The 20,560-nt window shown below is 31.8% G+C and carries 13 protein-coding genes, 1 other RNA gene and 1 pseudogene; 6 read left to right on the forward strand and 9 right to left on the reverse strand.

What is annotated here, in order from left to right; translation table 11 throughout:
* Positions 1–131: 131 nt before the first annotated feature.
* The 3 genes from QZV12_RS09410 to QZV12_RS09420 form a co-directional block, all read right to left on the reverse strand.
* Positions 132–320, reverse strand: coding sequence for a hypothetical protein (locus tag QZV12_RS09410; RefSeq protein WP_295620789.1), 189 nt, complete (start codon positions 318–320; stop codon positions 132–134).
* Positions 311–643 (reverse strand): nitroreductase family protein, encoded by a 333-nt coding sequence (locus tag QZV12_RS09415; RefSeq protein ID WP_295620793.1) that lies wholly within the window; start codon positions 641–643, stop codon positions 311–313. The genes QZV12_RS09410 and QZV12_RS09415 overlap by 10 nt, the downstream gene beginning before the upstream one ends.
* Positions 644–853: 210 nt before the next feature.
* Positions 854–1,378, reverse strand: coding sequence for an ArsR/SmtB family transcription factor (locus QZV12_RS09420; RefSeq protein WP_394350733.1), 525 nt, complete (start codon positions 1,376–1,378; stop codon positions 854–856).
* A 633-nt stretch (positions 1,379–2,011) separates the two neighbouring features.
* On the opposite strand from QZV12_RS09420, the gene QZV12_RS09425 reads away from it, so the two are divergent.
* The 5 genes from QZV12_RS09425 (at position 2,012) to bioF (ending at position 9,158) form a co-directional block, all read left to right on the forward strand.
* Positions 2,012–2,617, forward strand: a complete 606-nt coding sequence (locus tag QZV12_RS09425; RefSeq protein WP_295620799.1) for a nucleotide exchange factor GrpE — start codon at positions 2,012–2,014, stop codon at positions 2,615–2,617.
* A gap of 154 nt (positions 2,618–2,771) precedes the next feature.
* Positions 2,772–4,670, forward strand: coding sequence for a molecular chaperone DnaK (gene dnaK, locus QZV12_RS09430; RefSeq protein WP_295620802.1), 1,899 nt, complete (start codon positions 2,772–2,774; stop codon positions 4,668–4,670).
* Between the two features lie 668 nt (positions 4,671–5,338).
* Positions 5,339–6,499, forward strand: a complete 1,161-nt coding sequence (gene dnaJ, locus QZV12_RS09435) for a molecular chaperone DnaJ (RefSeq protein ID WP_295620806.1) — start codon at positions 5,339–5,341, stop codon at positions 6,497–6,499.
* Between the two features lie 581 nt (positions 6,500–7,080).
* A complete protein-coding gene (locus QZV12_RS09440; protein ID WP_295620809.1) occupies positions 7,081–7,842 on the forward strand; it encodes a 6-carboxyhexanoate--CoA ligase in 762 nt (253 codons plus the stop codon).
* A gap of 104 nt (positions 7,843–7,946) precedes the next feature.
* Complete coding sequence (gene bioF / locus QZV12_RS09445; protein WP_295620811.1) at positions 7,947–9,158, forward strand: 8-amino-7-oxononanoate synthase; 1,212 nt, start codon at positions 7,947–7,949, stop codon at positions 9,156–9,158.
* 288 nt (positions 9,159–9,446) lie between these two features.
* Here the strand turns inward: bioF and QZV12_RS09450 are convergent, their stop codons facing one another.
* Positions 9,447–11,564 carry a hypothetical protein gene (locus QZV12_RS09450; RefSeq protein ID WP_295620814.1) on the reverse strand — a complete coding sequence of 706 codons (2,118 nt, stop codon included), beginning with the start codon at positions 11,562–11,564 and terminating at the stop codon, positions 9,447–9,449.
* A 283-nt stretch (positions 11,565–11,847) separates the two neighbouring features.
* On the opposite strand from QZV12_RS09450, the gene QZV12_RS09455 reads away from it, so the two are divergent.
* The gene (locus QZV12_RS09455) at positions 11,848–12,462 is read left to right on the forward strand and encodes a class I SAM-dependent methyltransferase (protein WP_295620817.1); all 615 of its coding nucleotides are present in this window, start codon (positions 11,848–11,850) and stop codon (positions 12,460–12,462) included.
* Between the two features lie 204 nt (positions 12,463–12,666).
* Here the strand turns inward: QZV12_RS09455 and rnpB are convergent.
* The 5 genes and pseudogenes from rnpB to QZV12_RS09485 form a co-directional block, all read right to left on the reverse strand.
* Positions 12,667–12,942, reverse strand: an RNA gene (gene rnpB, locus QZV12_RS09460) — RNase P RNA component.
* A 147-nt stretch (positions 12,943–13,089) separates the two neighbouring features.
* Positions 13,090–13,431 carry a DUF2149 domain-containing protein gene (locus QZV12_RS09465; RefSeq protein WP_394350734.1) on the reverse strand — a complete coding sequence of 114 codons (342 nt, stop codon included), beginning with the start codon at positions 13,429–13,431 and terminating at the stop codon, positions 13,090–13,092.
* Positions 13,432–13,455: 24 nt separating this feature from the next.
* On the reverse strand, positions 13,456–14,100 hold the full coding sequence (locus QZV12_RS09470) for a MotA/TolQ/ExbB proton channel family protein (RefSeq protein WP_295620820.1): 645 nt from the start codon (positions 14,098–14,100) through the stop codon (positions 13,456–13,458).
* A 78-nt stretch (positions 14,101–14,178) separates the two neighbouring features.
* Positions 14,179–14,886 (reverse strand): DUF2162 domain-containing protein, encoded by a 708-nt coding sequence (locus QZV12_RS09475; protein WP_295620823.1) that lies wholly within the window; start codon positions 14,884–14,886, stop codon positions 14,179–14,181.
* Positions 14,887–15,109: 223 nt separating this feature from the next.
* Positions 15,110–20,358, reverse strand: a pseudogene (locus tag QZV12_RS09485) (cobaltochelatase subunit CobN).
* Positions 20,359–20,560 lie beyond the last annotated feature (202 nt).

A 20,560-nucleotide genomic window follows, 5' to 3' on the forward strand; every position in this document is an offset into this window, starting at 1 on the left:
AAGAACAAAAACAAATCCTAAAAAAGATAAAAAATAAGAATACAAACACTAAAAAAAAGAAAAAAGTCAAAAAGGAAAGAACAAAAAAATTTCAAAAAAAGAAAAAATTATAGAAAAATTAAAAATTATTTTTAAAGCTCTTTAACAAAATGTTCAATAGGATATTTCCTTGAATGAAGAGGGGCAGGCCTTGCTTTTTCTGAAAGGTATCCTATAGGAAGAAGAGCTACTGATTCTAAATTGGAAGGCAAATCAAATACCTCATCTAATACTCTTTTATCATAGCCCCTTACCCATACAGAGCCAATACCTAATCCCATGCTTCAAGCATCATTTGAGTTGTAGCTATGCTTGCATCAACTATACCAGAATCATGTCCGTCAACTGCTTTCCATGAAACATCCTTATCATAGCAAATAAGTAAAACTACAGGTGCATTGAAGCAATATGGAGTGACTGATTTAGCTTTTTCCAATACTTCATCACTTTTCAAGACAAAAATCCTTTGAGGTTGGAAATTAGCAGCAGTTGGTGCAATTTGAGCAGCTCTCAATATCTTATCTAGTTTTTCACTTTCAATTTCCTTTGAAGAGAAATGTCTGACTGAATATCTCTCTTCTGCCAATTGTAAAAAATCTTCCATAATTACCTACTCCGAAAAAATATATAAAAAAATAATTGCTTTTAAAAAATGATAAGTAAAAATTAAAAAAAATAATAAAAAAAGAAAAGAGAACATAATAAAAAATATTTAATATATTATATAATATATACTAATAATTTTATCTAAGAATTTTATCTAAGAATTAATAGATATAAATTAATTAAATTAATTCATAGAAATATTAAATGTTTAATATTTATTATAAGTTCTTTCCAAAATATATTCTGCTCTTTCCTTTAAGTTGTCATATAAACGTATTTGAGCCTTTAATTCTTCAATAGCTTCTGTATGTCCTTGATCTATTCTCTTTTCAATAACCAATAACTTAGACCATTCATCACCAGAAGGCAATTGCAAAATATCATTTTGCGGATTTAGCATATCTTTAGAAATAGCCACATTAAATGATTGTTTGGTAATTGTAATATGCACATTCACATCATTAGGCATATCATAATACTTACGTGGACGGCCTCTAACCACTTTTTTTGTTGAAGATTTTAAAATTCCTACATCTTCCATAGCTCTTAAATGTTCAATGATAGCTTTTTGGCCGATTTGGAGCTCTTGAGATATTTCACTGACAAACCTTGGCTCTTCTCTTAAAAGATCCATGATGTCACGTCTTGTCTTGCATCCCATCACATCAAGGATTGCTTCCATATCAACACCATCATGCTGATTTTGGTTTTGTTCCATATTTTTGACCTCCATAATTTTTGTAAATAGAATATAATTATAATAATATAAATGTTTATTATTATTGTTTTTATTATTATTTTGTTACTAATTCAGTATTTTATTGCAATTTTTCATCATGAAAATGAAAAATTTCATAAAATTCTCTACAATAGAATATAAGTCATAAGTATTATATTAACTTTTTGTTACTAAAAACCGAAATCTTTATATAACATTTTGTTACTATAATAATTATAGAGAAAGATAACATTTTGTTACTTTAATAAAATTGACAAAATAAAATCTCAATCCCAAGGTTATTTATTTAAAAAAGACTTGAAACAAATCAAAAAATCAAATCAATCTTAATAAATGACCTAAATCAAAAAGTTATTGATGGAAACCTATAAAATTCTAAAACAATAACTAATTGGATAAACACAATCAAAGAAATTCAAATCCTCTTTAAAAATCACACTATAAACAAAATTTTTAGATTTAATAATGCCCTAATCTAAAAAAACATAAAACACTGTTTTCTATTAACCCATATAATAGAATTCCTAAAATCTAAACTTCTTTGATTAAAGTCAATACATTAAAGAGCTTATCGCTCTCTTTCTCTTTCATTATAATACTTTATGATAATTCATAAAAGGTGAATAGATGGCTAAGAAAGATAAAAAAGAAAAAGGAGAAGACTTGGATATCAAAGAAGAAGATCAATCCAAAGTCGAAGAAAATGAAAATCCTTCTGAATCTGAAGAAGAGACTTCACAGGAAGAAGAATCTGAAGATGATGAATTAGCTAAATTAAACAAAGACCTTGAGAGGAAAGATGAAGAAATCATAGAGCTTAAATCACATATCCAAAGACTTCAAGCAGACTTTGATAATTTCAGAAAACAAAACGACAAGCAAAAGCAAGACTTGATAAAATTTGCAAATGAAGGTCTTATCGTTAAATTCTTAGATGTTTACGAGGATATGGAAAGGGCTCTTGAAAACTCTACCAATGAAGAAGAACTTAGAGAAGGTTTAGAACTAATTTATCAAAAGATGAAAAACACTTTAGAAAAAGAAGGTGTGGAAGAAATTCCTGCAGTTGGGGAAAAGTTCGACCCATTCAAGCATGAAGCTTTGCTTACTGTAGACAGTCCGGATCATGAAAACAACGAAATCGTTGATGAACTCATGAAAGGATACACATTAAAGGATAAAGTTATCAAATACTCTAAAGTTAGAGTTTGCAAAAAAGCTAAAAAAGAATAAATCATATTCATAAAATTATTAAAATTAAATTATTGAATAAAATAATTTTTTAAAATATCTTTTCAAATATTTAAAAAAAAAAACAAATGTTTGAAAATAATAAAAAAATCAAAATAAATTTTATAAATAAAAAAAACTTGTAAAGGTGAAAATTATGTCTGATACTAAAAAAGAAAAAATTATTGGAATTGACTTAGGTACTAGTAACTCTGCAGCATCTGTACTTGTCGGTGGTAAACCTACCGTAATCCCTAGTGCAGAAGGTGCAAGCCAATATGGTAAAGCATTTCCAAGTTATGTAGCATTTACTGAAGATGGTCAACAATTAGTCGGTGAACCAGCAAGAAGACAAGCTGTAACAAACCCTGAAAACACCATTAGTGCAATCAAAAGAAAAATGGGTACTGATTACAAAGTAACTATCCAAGGAAAACAATACACTCCACAAGAGATCTCTGCAAAAATCTTGCAAAAAATTAAAAAAGATGCAGAATCATTTTTAGGAGAACCTATTGAAAAAGCAGTTATTACTGTACCTGCTTACTTTGACGACAACCAAAGAACTGCAACCAAAGATGCAGGAACCATTGCTGGTCTTGATGTAGTAAGACTTGTAAACGAACCTACTGCAGCAAGTTTAGCTTACGGTATCGACAAACAAGATGACGAAGATGACGTAAACATTTTAGTATTCGATTTAGGTGGAGGTACATTAGACGTAACCATTATGGAATTTGGTGGAGGAGTATTTGAAGTACAATCCACCAGCGGTGACACCCAACTTGGTGGTACCGACATGGACAATGCAATCATGAATTACTTAGCATCTGAATTCAAAGCTGAAACCGGCATTGACTTAATGAATGATGACCAAGCAGTTCAAAGATTAAGAGAAGCTGCTGAAAAGGCAAAAATCGAATTATCCACCACCTTAACAAGTGAAGTAAACTTACCATTCATTTGCATGGGTTCAGATGGCAAACCTCACAACCTCATTAACAACTTAACCAGAGCAAAATTAGAGGAATTAGTAGATCCTATCGTAAACAAATGTGGTCAACCTATTAAACAAGCATTAGACGATGCAAAAATGACCAAAAATGACATTAACAAAATCATCCTTGTTGGTGGACCTACCAGAATGCCAATCGTACAAAAATTCGTAGAAAACTTCATTGGAAAACCTGTAGAAAGAGGAATTGACCCAATGGAATGTGTAGCAATGGGTGCAGCTATCCAAGGAGGAGTACTCGCTGGAGAAATCAAAGACTTAGTTCTCTTAGACGTTACCCCATTATCCTTAGGTATTGAAACATTAGGTGGAGTATCCACTACCCTTATTGAAAGAAACACTACAATTCCAGCTAAAAAATCTCAAATCTTCTCAACTGCAGCTGACAACCAACCTTCCGTAGACATTCACGTAGTTCAAGGTGAAAGAAAAATGGCAGCAGACAACACCACTCTTGGAAGATTCCAATTAGTGGGAATACCTCCTGCACCAAGAGGAATGCCTCAAATTGAAGTAACCTTCGATATTGACGCAAATGGTATTATCAACGTAACTGCACAAGACAAAGGAACCGGCAAAGAACAATCAATCACTATCACTTCTTCAACCAAATTAACTGATGAAGAAATTGAAAAAGCTGTTAAGGAAGCAGAAATGAATGCTGAAGCAGACAAGAAGAAACAAGAAGAGATTGAAGTAAGAAACAATGCAGATTCCATGATCTACACTGCAGAAAAAACCATCAATGAAGATGAAATCAAAGACAAAGTCTCTGATGACGAAAGAGCTAACATTGAAAAATTAGTGGCTGAACTCCGTGAATTAATCAGCGGTGAAGACATTCCAGCAATCAAGGAAAAGACCGATGAACTTACTAAAGTGGTTCAAGACATCGGTGCTAGAATCTACCAAGAAGCTGCAGCAGCTCAACAAGCAGCACAAGGTGCAGCTGGAGGAGCAGGTGCTGACCCTAATGCTGGAGCAGGCCAACAAGATGACGATGACGGCACCATTGATGCTGAATTCGAAGAGAAAAAATAAATTTAGATTAAAAATAGATTAATTATTTTAATCTATTTTATACTTTTATTATTTTCTATCGAATATAATAAAAATTATAAAAAACAAATAAAATTCAAATCACGGTTATTTAGAAGATATAAATAATCAAAATCTTGATTATATTTATTTGATAACCTCTCAAAAATAATAAATTGAATTCTTTTAGACATTCCTCCTTAAATATTCTTAGCCACTTAAAACCATTTCAATGTCTAAAGGATTCAGTTTATTATATAAAATTTAATAAAAATAAAAATAAAGATTCAGTTTATTATATAAAATTTAATAAAAATAAAAATAAAAATAAAAATTAAAAATTGAAATTAATAGCAATAAATAAATTAACTATAAATACTAATAAAAACTAATAATAAGTTTAGTAACAACTAATTTATTTAATGATTATTGGCTAAAATTTAATTAAATTATTTTTTATCAAGAAAATTTGGATAATTTGATTAAATTTTAATTAATAGTTAAAAAAACTATTTTTAAAATTTAATATTTAAATTAAATATGTAATTCATTTAAAAATTCCAAAAAATATTTGAAAAAAAAACTGGAATTATTTAAAAAATCAATTTAAAGAAAATCATACTAAATAATATTAAATAATCAATTATCAATTAATTTTTATAGGTGACAAAATGGCAGAGAAGCGTGACTATTATGAAGTTCTCGGAGTGGACAAAACCGCTGATGAGAAAGAAATCAAAAAGGCTTATCGTAAATTAGCTAGAAAATACCATCCTGACGTAGTGGAAGAGGATAAAAAGGAAGAAGCTACTGAAAAATTCAAGGAAATCAGTGAAGCTTATGCTGTTTTATCTGATGAAGAGAAAAGGCAAAGATATGATCAATTTGGTCATGCAGGTATGGAAGGCTTCTCTAACGAAGACATCTTTAGAAATGTAAACTTTGAAGACATCTTCCAAGGATTCGGCGGAGGCGGAATAGAAGACATCTTCGACTTGTTTGGATTTGGAAGCGGAAGAACCAGATCCAGAGGAGGTCCAAGAAGAGGCAGCGACATTTACACCGAAGTTCAAATCACTTTAGAGGAAGCTGCAAATGGTGCTGACAAGGAAATTACAATTAGACACGATGTATTCTGCCCAGTCTGTAACGGTTCTAAAGCAGAACCTGGAAGTGATGTGGAAACCTGTCCAGTTTGTGGCGGTACCGGTCAAAGAAAGCAAATCAGACAAAGCCTATTTGGACAAGTCATGAATGTTGTCCAATGTGGAGAATGTAATGGTACCGGTAAAATCATCAAAGAGTCATGTCACAACTGTAGAGGCAGAGGAACAGTTAAGGAAAGCAAAACCCTTAACATTAAAATCCCCGCAGGTGTTGAAAGCGGAAACCGTTTAAGAGTATCTGGCGAAGGAAACGTTGGAGATGTTGGCGGAGGAACTGGAGACATCTATGTAGAAGTCCACATCAAAAGACACGATTACTTTGAAAGAGATGGGGCTAACCTCTACTACGAAAAGCAAATAAGCTTTGTCCAAGCAAGTTTAGGAGATACTGTAGACATTCCAACCATCAATGGAGAAGTTGAACTTAAAATCCCTGCAGGAACTCAAAGCGGAACCACATTCAGATTAAGAGACCAAGGTATGCCATATATGAGACGTGCAGGAAAAGGAAACCTTTATGTAAACGTTACAGTTGTTGTTCCACAAAAACTCTCTAAAGAACAGAAAAAACTCTTGATCCAATTTGGAGAAATAAGTGGAGACGAAATAAAAGTCTACAAAAAGGGAATATTTGACAAGGTAAAAGATGCTATAAACAATCCTTAGTCAATAATATTTAACTATACATTTTAGATGTTTATTGCTTAAACATCTTATTCTATTTTTTTACTTTTTAATTCAATTTTATTTATTCCAATTTCTTAATTAAAATTTCTTAATTCATCTTATCCTATTTTTTTAATTTTTAATTCAATTTTATATTTTCCAATTTATTTAATAAAAATTTCTTAATTCAATTTTTTCAAATTTTTAAACTTTTAAATGAAAAACTATTTTTATAAAATTTCACTAAAATTATAAATTTATATCTTCCTATGTAGATACTGTTGGTTTAAAAGACATAAGTTAAAAATTAATTCTATTTAATAATAGTTATATATAATTAAAATATAGTTTACTAAGGAAAACATCATTTTAAATATATCTTAAATCAATTAAGTTAAACGAAAATTTTTAGTGAAAAATCATCTTGACAAAATTGAAAATTTCCATGTCAGATTTCAATAATTATAAAATTGAAAATTCCCGAAAAATACCAATAATTATCAAATTGAAATTTCCATGTCAAATATTAATAATTATAAAAAACAAATAAAGTATAGTAAAAATTAAATAGGCAAGATTATATGATGTACAGTATAAAAATGCGATGTTCAAAAGGAGGACCTCATGAAGAAGGAGGAAAACATATCTCAGGAGCAGAACGTATTTTAAGGGAAGATGAAATTGAAGAGGAATTGATAAATGTCTATAGAAGGGCAATCACTCATGAGCGAGGAAAGCCAGACTTTCTAAACTTTAAGATAGAGAAAATAGATGAAGATGACATCATCTACAGAAAAAGATTAAACATAAAACAGCATCAAGTCAATTCAAAAGAGGAAGGATTAGATCTTGCCAAAAAAATATTAGAGGAAAACTCAGTCAGTGAAAAATCTGCCAATAAGGCCATTCAAACCCTATTGGACCTTGATGACAGCATACATGGAGCAATGCTTTTTGACAAGGACAATGGAGAAAGAATCGACAAGAGAGGAATTAGAGGAGTCAGAGTCACTGGAATAGCTAGTGCAGACATTGCAAAATATAAGGAATCATTGAAAAAGGATGGAAGGGAAGGACTGCATCTTGAAGAGGCTTTGATTCTTGCATCAAAAATAGCCAGCTGCAAGGGAATTGTAGCAGAACTATGCTGGTCAGATGATCCCAGTTATGTCATTGGATATGTAGGAACAAAAGATAATTATGAACGTATTCCAATCCTAAAGGATAAGGGAAATCCTATAGGAGGGAGAGTTTTCTTCGTTGACAGAAACCAATTGAATGATGATTACACATTAAATGATTTGATAGATTATTTAGAAAAGCAAATTGTGCTAATCGAATAGGGCAATAGAAACTAAAATCATAAAATAACAGAAAAGAAGAAATAAAAAAATAAGAAAATAAGAAACTAATAAAGTAAAAAAAGTTAATATCAAAGAGAGATAAAATGAACCTAAATCTTGAAAATAAGTTAAAAGAGGAACTAGAGGAACTTAAAAATAATAATCTAAACAGAACAATAGATGATTTAAGATTCATTAGCTCCACTAAAGCCATAGATAAGAATGGCAAAGAGTTTCTTGTTTTTGGAACCAATAACTATTTAGGACTTACTCACCACCCAGAGGTTATAAAAGCATCTAAAGAGGCTAATGATTTCGGAACAAGTTCAACAGGTTCAAGACTGACTACAGGTGCTTCTTTTGAAGCAAGAGAACTTGAAAATAATCTCTCTGAGTTTAAAAACACAGAATCAACACTTATTTTTAATACTGGATATATGGCTAACTTAGGAGTCATTTATGCTATTACAAAAGAAAATGATGTAATATTCTCAGACCAATTAAATCATGCAAGCATAATCGATGGAACTAAAATATCAAAAGCAAGTGTTAGAATCTATAAGCATAAAGACACTTCTGATTTAGAGAATCTTATAAAAAAAGAGCTTAAAGCAAATCCAGAATCCAATTTCTTCATAGTTACAGATGGAGTCTTCAGCATGGATGGGGATATTGCTCCACTTCCAGAACTTGTAGAAATAGCCAATAAATACAACTGTTGCCTCATAATTGATGATGCACATGCAACTGGAGTCATTGGAAAAACTGGAAAGGGAACAGTGGAATACTTTAAGGATAAAACCGGAAAAGACTTAAGTGAATTCGTAGATCTGCAAATAGGCACACTAAGCAAAGCACTTGCATCTGAAGGCGGTTTTGTATGTGGAAAGAAAGTCTATATAGATTACCTTATAAACAAATCCCGACCATTTATTTTCTCTACAGCACTTTCTCCAGCTACCATAGCTAGTGCAAATAAGGCTTTAATCCTATTAAAAGACAACAACGAAGAATATCTTAACAATTTAAATGAGAATACAAAACTTATGAGAAAGCTTCTTAGCAATGCAGGATTAAATATTGTGGAAGGGGAAACACCAATTATCCCTATAATCATAGGTTCAGCAGATTTAGCTAACAGATTTTCTAAGGAATTGGAAAAAGAAGGAATTTTAGTTTCAGCTATAAGACCACCATCAGTTCCAAAAGGCCAAAGCAGATTAAGACTAACAATAATGGCCACCCATACAAAAGAAGAAATAGAATACACTGCAGATAAGATAATTAACATTTGGAACAATTTGAATACTGAATAGACTTATCACACATGTCAAAAATTAGGCAAATGAGTATAATAAATAAAAAAATGAAAAAATAGCTCTAACAAAATTAGGTAAATGAGTATAATAAATAAAAAAATGAAAAAATAGCTCTAACAAAATTAGGTAAATGAGTATAATAAATAAAAAAATGAAAAAATAGCTCTAACTATTTAAAAAAAAAAATAATAAAAAAGGAGATAATTTAAAATAGTTTTTAAACCATTTTAAATTATAAATAGCTAAAGAGACCTTTAAAATCCCCATTAGCAAAATCTTTATTCTCTAATGTCGAACAAAAAGAACACAGCCATTTTGGACATGAATTGATTCAGAGGTATAGGAATTATTGAATTTAGAACTGTCAACAGTTAAATTTCCCCTAGTGTAAACTGAATCCCCTACTTCATTAGCGACATTTCCTAAAAAGTCAGTGCCATTAATTATTCTTAATATATTAAAGTATTTATTTCCATTGAAGTAAATACCTCGACCATATGCTGTAGCAGTATTATTATAAATATGGCTATTTTTGACCTTAGAAGTACCATTTAAATATAATGCTCCACCTACTACAGCATGATTATTTTCAAATGTACACTCATCGATTAAAGCATCATTAGCGGAATATACTGCTCCACCAGCATAACCGGAAATACAATCATCAAAGGTACAACCGCTAATCATTGCATTTTTAGCATTTATAGCTCCACCATCATCATTTGAAGTGGAATTTGAAAAATGACTACCGCTCACTATTGCAGTATCCATTACTCTTAATGAACCTCCAAACATTGCAGCCAAGTTATTTTCACAAATTATGTGATTTAATGTTGCATTATATTGAACATAAATTGCTCCACCAGAATTCACTGCCCTATTGTTGAGCAAAACACAAGAATCTATATCAGCATAATCTGAATCTATTGCACCGCCAAAAAATGCTTCATTATTAACTAACTGTGAATCAGACATTATTAAATCTTTAGCATAAACAGCGCCACCATGTTGAGAAGCATAGGAATTTTCAAAATGACAACCCCTAATAGTAGCGGTTTTGTTGATGGAAACTGATCCTCCCCAAGCTGTAGCGTTATTATCTGTGAAGTTACAGTTTTTGATTAAAGCATTTTGAGCAAAAACCGCTCCACCAAGTGCTCCAGTGTTATTCATAAATGTGCAATTTTCTAATATAATTTCTTTAGCTAAAATAGCTCCACCATTTGAAGTTGAAAATCCATTTTTAAAGACTATATTTTTTAAAATAGGTGTTTTTCCTTTAATATTAAATAATCTTGCTAAATTACATCCATCAATGGAATGACCAGCACCATCAATTACAAAAAAATCCTTAACAATTGGAACACCAGTTATATATATGAAATCAGAACTTGGACGGAACACATAATCCTTATCTAAAACTATAGGATTTTCATTGCATTCATTAATCAATTTATTTAAAGCAGCAAAATCATTTGGATTGTCGTAAAACGGAGTTTGAATAATAGTTAAAGTATCATTAGGATTTACCATAAAAATATCTGAATTATTGCACTCAAAATCACGAATAATATTGTTTTCGAAATGAGTATCTTCAACATATAAGTCTGAATGACTTAAAATAGTTCCCCCTAACATTGCATCGTTATTTTTAAATGTTGAACTATTAACAATTCCTCCTTTCTTAAATTCCAATATTCCCCTATAACATCCGAAAATACGGTTAAAAATACAAGCATCAACAATTCCAAATCCTTCAAAACATACTACAAGTCCACAATGATCAGCATTATTTGTGAAGTTACAGCTTTGCAATACACAACCAGAACCATTGAAATTTACTGTGCCGTTTTTTATTTTACCCGGACCATCAAGTGAAAGTCCATTAATGAAATTAATGTTTTTTAAGGTTACATTATCACCATTAATTTTGAAGAATGCTGAAAGACTAATCCCATTTAAAGTATGGCCTTGACCATCAATCAAAAAATTTGATTTATTGACTATAATCTCATCATTAAGTTCCCTATCATCATAGCCATAATCTCTTGTTAATTTAAACTCATTTTTTTTACAATCACTGATTTCCTTTTCTAAAGTAGAAAAGTTTCCAGGTCTAGAATCATCGACTTGAACAATATCATCAGTAGAAGATCTTAAATTATTCTTTGAAATGGAATCAGCTTTTACTGCTTGAGAATCAACATCGGAAATAGAATCAATTTTTTCAAGATCATTATCCAATGACATTGCATCTGTTTCTAAGTTACTACTACATAACACATCATCCATTTGATTATCTGCAGCATTTACAGTTGAAATGCTAAATAACAATAAAAGGATTAATGTGGACAAAAATAAGTTTTTAATAAATGAATCATTAGTAATTAAAGTTTTTCTCATTTTCTACCTCACAGGTAAATTATATTTTATCATCAGATTATTAATTTATTAAGGAGAACATATATAGATTTTCGCATGTAAGTGCTCACTTGCATCTTAAAATAAGAAAATGAGAAATATTCGAGAGTTTTTATAAAAAATAAACAAAATTAGCCCAATATATTAAATAAGCATTTTTTTTTAAGAGGATGAAATTATAAAAATTTATACTAAAATAGGATAATTTTTTAAAGAACATTTTAATTCGTAATAAATATATATAAAAAAAATATTAATAATATGTATGAGTGAAGAAAAAACAGACCAATACATGAAACCACATGGCGTGGAAGGAATTCAGGTTATTGAAAGCATGAATGAAGAACATCAAGAAATCTCTGAATTTGCATTTGAATGTGTTGATTTTAATGAAAATGCAAACATATTAGATATTGGCTGCGGCGGTGGCGTAAATATTGAGAAATTCTTGAAAGCAACTAAAGGAAATGTAGATGGGCTTGACTATTCTGATGTTTCCGTTAGAGAATCAATTAAAAGAAATCAAGATTCAGTTGATAGTGGAAGATGCAATGTCATTCAAGCAAATGTTGCCAATATGCCTATTGAAGATGAATCCTATGATTTGGCCACAGCATTTTCAACCATCTTTTTCTGGCCAGACTTAGGTGAAAGTTTCAAGGAAGTATTTAGAATCCTCAAACCAAATGGACAGTTCATGATGGCTAATGGGATAGATGGAACCAATCCTGCTGATGAAGAATTGGCAGATAATATTGAAGGAATAAATCTCCACACTCCTGATGAATTGGAAGAGTATTTGCTTGAAGCAGGTTTTAAAAGTGTTGAAATGTTTAAAAAGGACAATACTTTTATTTCAGTTATCATAGCTAAAAAATAATCTTCTTATTTTATTTAAATCTTATCTGACTCTAAAATGTCAAAAAAATGAGACTGAAAAATTTTATAGGCTTATTTTATTTTATTAGATTTTTTTATAAGTAAAAATTAATATTATGATTTTAAGCCTAATCTTTTTTTACAAAATCAAAAAAATAAGTATATTAAGGTCTTAATTTTAGGTTAACCCATAGTAATTGTAATGGTATGCCGAGAGTAACCCACATTCTGTTTTATACAGCATTCATCTTAGCGAACTACTCTGCTTCCCTTAGCGGTCATCAGCATATTTGTTCTTGCATCCTGTAGATTGGCCGTTTCACCGATTCCTTTAATGTCCATCAGTCAAGCATCATTGTCATCCATCAAAGGCCGTCTGCTCCAGAGTCATACTTCTCAGCATAAGTCTTTCAACTTTACAGTTCTATAATGATGTGCGGAGTTTCCCTAGTTATAAAACCAGCAGCTGTCTTCGGCTTACCATTACCAATAATTTATATTTTCTAATATAAATAATTAAAATTTAAAAGCTGTAAAAAATAAGAATCTGAAAATAAAATAATCATAAAAAGATAAAAAGATAAAAAAATAATAAAAAAGATTGTGATAATGAAAGGAAATTAAAGAATCAATCCTCTACCATTATCAGCTTACCTGTCGAGGAATCTCTATAAACCTTTCCCATCTCAGTATATCCTTTACCAGAACTATTGCTTACATCGGGAGTTTCATTCAATTCCTGACCTTGATCCAATTCAGTGACCTGTTGCATATCCTGCATCATTTGCTGCCTTTGCTCTTGAGTTAAATCATCATTAAAAACAATGCTTTGCATATTCCAAGAGATTACTAAGAATACAAGGAGCCCTACCGCAATGACCAACATTGCATCGACAAGATTTGCTGCACCTGCCATCGGATCTTCTTCTTCTCCTTTATCCAAACGTTTGCCAGACTTATGTCGTGCCAAATTCATCAACCCTTTATAAAAAATTTACTCATTTAACCTATCCAATACAGCTTTAGATAAAGCATCTAAATCAGATAGATACTGTTCATACCAACGTCTCCTAATTTTAGAAACAACATAAGCAACTGCTCCAGCACCGATACCAACAACTGTAGTATCAAAAGCTACAATAATCGCATTGGATAAGGTTGTAACATCCCCACTGCCTAATGCAGCAAGCCCTGGACCCATAGGAATCAAGGTACCCATTAAACCTAAAGTAGGTCCAATTTTTGTAACGATATCAGTTGTTTGAAGTTTTTTCTCAATTATATCCTCTTCATTTTCAATTAACTTTTCTGCCAAAGCCTCTCTTGAATCTTTTTTCAATTCACTGGACCTTGCAATATTCACTAAAACTCTCTTTTGGTTTTTAGGAATTTGGGCATTTTTAATTATGCCTTCAATTTCACTAATCTCCTTAGTGCGAGAAATTGAAAATATCAAATCCTTAATCAATCTGACAGACACTTTCTTACGAGAACTATACTCTGATATAAGGCCTCCGACAGTAATTACAGCATACAATGCAAATAATAATAAGAATACTATTACTGGTATCTGTAAACTTTGAGAAACAACATTCAATGCTGAAGTTAATAAATCACTACCTGGAATCACTGTTACCATCTACAATCACCAAACAAATTAAAAATAAAATGAATCATATAAAACTTTAAATTAAGATAACTATCAATAAATAAAAGATTAACTTAAAATATTCCTCTTTCTTGAAAAGACTATACCAATAGCAATTAAAATAATCAATGCTATTATGGAACCCATTAGACTATCCATTGAAACTATGCTTATTGAGCCCATTGACTTGTTCATTATTGCAGCAATGTTCGGAATGACCAATGCAGACAATAGGAAATATATTCCTAGGAAAAACATGAAGTTTCCTAAAACAATCGGATAAGGCTTATCCACATATCTTACAAATACATTGGAAGCAAAGTAAGTAACTACAATTGTCAAGACCAATGCCAATGCAACATATTTGCTTAAGTCCACGGCCCCTAAACCTACAGTTGGAGCAACCAATAATATACTTACAACAATTGATCCAAAACAGCAAGGGCAAGGAGCAATAACCGCTGCACAGGTAGCGGCTGTGGTATTCTTTTCAAAGACTTTCCATTCCCTTATGGTAAAGATACCTGCTAAAATCATTATTACCGCCATAATAATAAAGAAAAGGGAATTATAAGTGTAAATCAAATCAGTAATCTCATTTGCATAGTGGGATGAAATTTCAGCAAGTATCAATACTCCCGCACCATATCCTACACAAACGGTAGCCAAATACTTTTTTGACAGATTAGCCAAGCCAACAGCAAGCCCTAGCTTTATGCCAAAAACAAGCACTGCAGCTAAAATTCCAAATTGCCACAACATACTAATTGTATCCATAAATCTCACCACAAAACCATATAATTATCAAATTTTCATTCTTTTTAATCAATTTTTTTTTAAATATAAATAATCATTATTTGACTTATGCTTATTATAAGCAAAATAATCATTATTTAAGCATTTATAGAAACTAAAAATAAAATAAAAAAATAAAAATAAAAAAATTTTATTTTTAAGGGATAATTAAGACTACGAATCGATATTGGGAGATGATTGAAGATTATTTGTATTCGAAATCATCATCCATATCATCATAATAGTCATCATCATCTTTGTTTCTGAAATAACCAAATCCTATTAATATCACCAAGCATATTACACAAGCAATAATTGCTATAGGCATGCTGACATCTTTTGGTGCTACAGGAGTGCTTGAATGTTGAGTAACTTCCATAGCTTTGCCTTCACCATTAGCGTCGGGAGTTCCTGCATTTGAATCACTGCTTGAATCTGCTTGCCCTTCATAATCCATACCAACACTAGCTCCGGAACTGGAACCCAGAACATTTGTGTTTCCTCTAGCACTTTGAGCTTCAGCATTGGAACTGCTGTTTGTCTGAATGGTTTCAGTGCTGTTAGACTTAGTGCTATTGCTAGTTTGACTATCAATATTTGAGGAATTTGAAGGCAAGTCTGTTGCATTCATCAAAAATTTAGGATTTAATGTTGCATTGTATAATGTAGGCAATAATTTGGCAAGTAAATCTGCATTAACATACTTAATTGCCCATTCCATCATAGCTACATTACCGCAGCTACAATCACAACATGCCACTCCATTTGCAACAGTTGCTTGAGCCCAAGTATTTGCTATATCCCTAATGGTTGCATCATCTGCATCCCAATATCCTTCATAAGCAGAGTTCAACATTGTTCCACTCATGGATATCAAGGAATAAGCATTATTTCCAGATTTTAACCATTCCTTAACACCTAAACCATATTTATCCTGATAATAGGTTTTATAGACATCATCCCAAACAGTCTGAGAAACTGAAGAAGGTCTTGTCACTTGCCATCCCCATAAATTAGAAATAAATTTATTGGACATGTATCTTGAACCGCTGTAGCCCTCTTTCATCATTCCTTCAATCCACTTAGGGTTTAAGTATCTGGCATTAAGCTCATTATAGAAAACCTGTTCAAAGGAAGCAACATATGCGCTCTCCTTGTTTGCATACATCAATAAATTCATTGTAGGTGTTTTGTTGGATAAGTATTCTACAGTCATAGAGAGACCTCCCAGTAATCGAAGAAGTCATCATTGTCTAAAACACCATACTGGTTGGTATTACGACTAACGATAATGTGATCTGTATCAGATAATGCTCTCATAAATACTACTGGGTTTGTATCTCCCCAATAATATTTGGAATACATATTACCCATCCTACCGATATAAAACTCGGATAACTCATCAGTATCATTCCAAGTCCAGGACATAGAGACCAATTTAGATATTCCTGCACCATAATCCCCATTTGGAGGTGCAAAAATACGAGTAATTGCATATTCCCCAGCAGTTGTGGAATTATAGCCTAAGCTCAAGTAATATATGCAATCTTCAAGCCAATGCTTAGCAACATAATTATCATCTAATGACTCATTGGAAAGGCCTTTGAAACTGATGCTTCTCATTATTGATCTAATGGATTCATTTATTTGAGAACCATATGGGCCATTCATAAGGGTTTGATTTTTTACAATGGTATTATATGAACGAGCTAAAGTCAATCTAAATGCATTATCGATTAGGCGAGCTTGAGAACTGTATAAGTCTCTAAATAAACCGCTTGTAATAACGGTTACATCTATTCTTTTTTTAGCCCAACCTTCAGGACGGGTTAAATCCTCCAACGCAATGACATTTGGAATATCCTCAACTTTCTTACCGGTTGGAATTCCTTCCTCATCATATCCTGCACTGGAAGAGTCATGCCAAACCGGTTTCATGCCTAATAAATAAAGAACTGTAGAAACCAAAGCACCATCATCCCTTGCAGTTTCAACACACCAAATACCAATGATTATCTTTTCGGTTGTATCATTTAAATCCGCTAAAGTCAATAAGGTAAGTGTTTTAGCATAATTCCAAGCATCTTGAGTTGGAAGTTCAGATGATTGGTCCTGGAACATATTGGAACCAGTAGGAAGAACTTGAGGTACAGTTACACTTTCACCACCAATATTAACATGAATATACCTTCCATTCAATGCAGAAATCATGGAATCCAATTCATCATCCACACATACATTATACAAATCAATGTAATTCTTTGAAATGGTCAATGACGCTAAAAACTCAGGACTATCAATGCCTAATGTGGCAGAAACAGTCTCAACATCCCAATAAATCAAGGCTTTGCAGATATCTGCAGATTTATTCAAAATAAACTCCCTTTTTAAAGGGGATATGTTGGAATAATTATAACCATAATAATATTGAGACAATTGGTTTAGAAGATTGGTCTTTTCTCCATTGAATTCAAAATCATGTGAAGAAATAATTGAAACAGTGTTTGCCAAATCATCATCTGTCCATTTTTGACCGATTGCATGAAGTCCTAATGGATATAATGTATTTTGTGTATCCTTTAAGAATGCTGTTAATTTAGGACTTAAAACACTCATATCTGAATCGTTTATTTCCTTTTCGCTCATGCATAGAGTGAGATGATAATTATTGTCAATGATTAATTTTTTAATCTCCTTAGATAAGTTTGAATCTAAATTAGCATCAAAATTATCACTATTCCTGTTATTATCATATCTCTCCAATAAGTTAGCCAACTCAGTTAAGTTTCCATATAAATGGGTGAAGGATTTTGGAGAATCAAGATGTGAAATCAATACTGCAAATCCTCTCCTTTTAGCTTGGATAGCTTCACCTAAACCATCAGTAATATAGAAATACACTTGAGGAACCTTTCCTACAACAATAGATCCATAATCATTATAGGATAAAAGAACCTCTTTTCCAGGCAGCCACTCATGAGTTGCATGTCTTCCAACAAAAACCATAGCATTGGAATGTCTTGTTTGCATATAATAATATGCCGCCAGATATTGGTGTGTTGGAGCAACAGCAGTACAGTGATAAAGGTTTTCAATATCTGCTTCCCAACCACGTTGAGGTTCAGGACCAATGAACACATTTCCAAAGGTCAACCCAGGTATTACAAAGTAATCGACACCATCACGATTGACAAGCATTATATTTCCCGGCGCTTCTCCCCAACCATTTAATCCTGAAACATTTAAGCTTTTAAATTCTGCGTAATAAGCTAAAAATTCATCATAATAACTGGATGAAGAGGTGTTTCCATACATTTTTAAGGCATTTACAATTTTATCAAGGACTTGAGTTGCAGCATAGGATTGGTTTTCCGGAAGCAATGCCTTAATCTCACTATACCATTGACTTAACATGGAATCCACTTCAAGGGTAAAGTTAATCAAAACTGCTTTCTTAACCATTTCCCCAATGTAAGCAACAGGCCCTTCAGAAACCTGCAATTTAACTATATCATCTAAAGAATTAAACCAAACCATATATTCATCTACTGGAAGAAGAGCGACACCTGAATGGTTTGCCAATTTTTCTACCTCACCGGGAGCCCAATTAGCAACATTTATACCGCAAGTGATCATCATATCTTCAAGTTCAGAAACATTGTTTGGCAAATCGGTTAGATTATAACCCTCTTCCTTCAATGTTAAAAGCATATTGTAAACACTGGTTATGGCATCCAAATAACTTGCACCGATATTCTGTTTTCCAGGAGGGTAATTGTAATACACTATGGAAATCATCTTATCGATATTTGGAGTGTACTGTAAATCCACCCATGCATCCACTCTATCAACAAGCAAATTAATATTTTCAATTTGTGGAACGAAAGTGTTTATATTGGCACCAGTTTTATTGGAAATGTAAGAATCGGCCCCTCCAATGAATGTAGCATCAAAAATACCCTGAGACTCGGCTATTGTTACATGCCACCATTTATCGCTTTTGGTAGTGCTTAATCCAATAGGGCTAAGTTCCCACTGTGAATTGGTAATGTATTCAGAGTGAACCGCTCTGAAAACAGGAACATCCGCATCTTCGAAGAAGTGAGTGGCATTGGTAAAGTTCTCTCCACCTACTCCATAAGCAACCATTGAAATGATTGCATCCACATTAATGTCGAATTTTTCCGGATTGTCCAAAAAGCCGGTTATGTTAGAGCCTGCACTGGTCCAATATCTTATCATGATATTCAATTGTTCCGCATTACCTGCAGGACAATAGATAGGAATTACATTGTACCCCTTTGCTTCTAAGGAATCAGTGATCTTATTCACCAAATCCAATTGCTGTGATTGAATATACATATTACTTTCCAAAATACCAATAGTTCGGTTATTGGATTGGTTGAAGAAAGTTTCAATATATTCATCTAATGAATACCACCTATCCCTAAAGATACCTGATGCCTGCACTCCAGTGAAATTAGGCTCCTCATATTGACAATCATGCCCTAAAAAGTTAAGAATATATAAAAGCTCATTTTTTAGATTGCCTTTGTCATTAATATCCTTATACAACACTAAATTATTAAAGACATCTCCAAAAGAACTGCCATGATTTTCGATATAATCAAAAACCTCTTCAAAATTAGTTCCTCTTTTTGTGTTTTGATAATAGTCCACTAAAACATCATTAGAGAAACTTGAAAATATCTTTTCATAATTAATTGTACAATTCCTAATTAGATTTAATGAGCTGGAACCAGAGTTAATGTTTCCAGTAGGAGATTCCAGCAAGAGGAATAGTTTTTTATCTGATAATGTAGGATATTTTCCAATTATGCTTGTTAATACAGCATCAACATTGGAACTAACCCATTGCCCGATAAATGCATCACAAGATGCTAAAAGATCATAAATTTCCTCTTCAGACATGGCATTTATCTGATTTCCACTTCTAATGCTTATCTTAACATTAGAAAAACTGGAATTATCCAATATTTCACATGAAACAGCATCAAAAAGGTTGTTACCAGTATTATCGCTTATTATAAAAATATTGAAAGTGTTTTCGTCCTTTAGAACATTTGAAGACTCAATGAGATTCAAATCAGCATTGACCACAGTATCATCGATAGATCCCAAATCAATAGAATTCAAAACACTATCACTGCCAGACCCTCTCTCTATTGAGTTTAAACCATCATTACTTAATTCATCATTAGATAATCGATTATCTATATTTTCAGAAACTAAATATGGATTGTTTTCAGAAATATCCTCATTATTTCTATCTGAACCTATATCTTCCACAAAATAATTAGAATCACTGATATGATCATCAATAGAAAAGTCTATAGAATTATATATAGAACCATCTGAAGAACCATCACTAATGGACCTAACAGTATCCTGATGATAACTACCAATAGTCAAATCATTACCGTCATCCAACATAGCATCACTGCTAGCTGAGACACCTTGAGGAACAATTAGAATCAGCAATAGAAATACTAAAAATATTTTTTATTAAATTTCATATAAAGTCTCCAAACATGAATAAGAAAAATTATTTAAAACTAGTATTTAACTAAATATTATACTAATTTCAATAATTACTTAGACATTATTTTAATATGTAAAATATAAGTAATATATA

Origin of the sequence: uncultured Methanobrevibacter sp. (assembly GCF_902769175.1) — an archaeon.
Lineage (GTDB): Archaea > Methanobacteriota > Methanobacteria > Methanobacteriales > Methanobacteriaceae > Methanobrevibacter.

Coding starts and splice junctions, on each gene's coding strand:
- QZV12_RS09470 (WP_295620820.1), bottom strand. CDS start 14,100: ATGGTAACAGTGATTCCAGGTAGTGATTTATTAACTTCAGCATTGAAT.
- QZV12_RS09455 (WP_295620817.1), top strand. CDS start 11,848: ATGAGTGAAGAAAAAACAGACCAATACATGAAACCACATGGCGTGGAA.
- QZV12_RS09415 (WP_295620793.1), bottom strand. CDS start 643: ATGGAAGATTTTTTACAATTGGCAGAAGAGAGATATTCAGTCAGACAT.
- bioF (WP_295620811.1), top strand. CDS start 7,947: ATGAACCTAAATCTTGAAAATAAGTTAAAAGAGGAACTAGAGGAACTT.
- dnaJ (WP_295620806.1), top strand. CDS start 5,339: ATGGCAGAGAAGCGTGACTATTATGAAGTTCTCGGAGTGGACAAAACC.
- QZV12_RS09440 (WP_295620809.1), top strand. CDS start 7,081: ATGATGTACAGTATAAAAATGCGATGTTCAAAAGGAGGACCTCATGAA.
- QZV12_RS09425 (WP_295620799.1), top strand. CDS start 2,012: ATGGCTAAGAAAGATAAAAAAGAAAAAGGAGAAGACTTGGATATCAAA.
- QZV12_RS09410 (WP_295620789.1), bottom strand. CDS start 320: ATGGGATTAGGTATTGGCTCTGTATGGGTAAGGGGCTATGATAAAAGA.
- dnaK (WP_295620802.1), top strand. CDS start 2,772: ATGTCTGATACTAAAAAAGAAAAAATTATTGGAATTGACTTAGGTACT.
- QZV12_RS09420 (WP_394350733.1), bottom strand. CDS start 1,378: ATGGAGGTCAAAAATATGGAACAAAACCAAAATCAGCATGATGGTGTT.
- QZV12_RS09450 (WP_295620814.1), bottom strand. CDS start 11,564: ATGAGAAAAACTTTAATTACTAATGATTCATTTATTAAAAACTTATTT.
- QZV12_RS09475 (WP_295620823.1), bottom strand. CDS start 14,886: ATGGATACAATTAGTATGTTGTGGCAATTTGGAATTTTAGCTGCAGTG.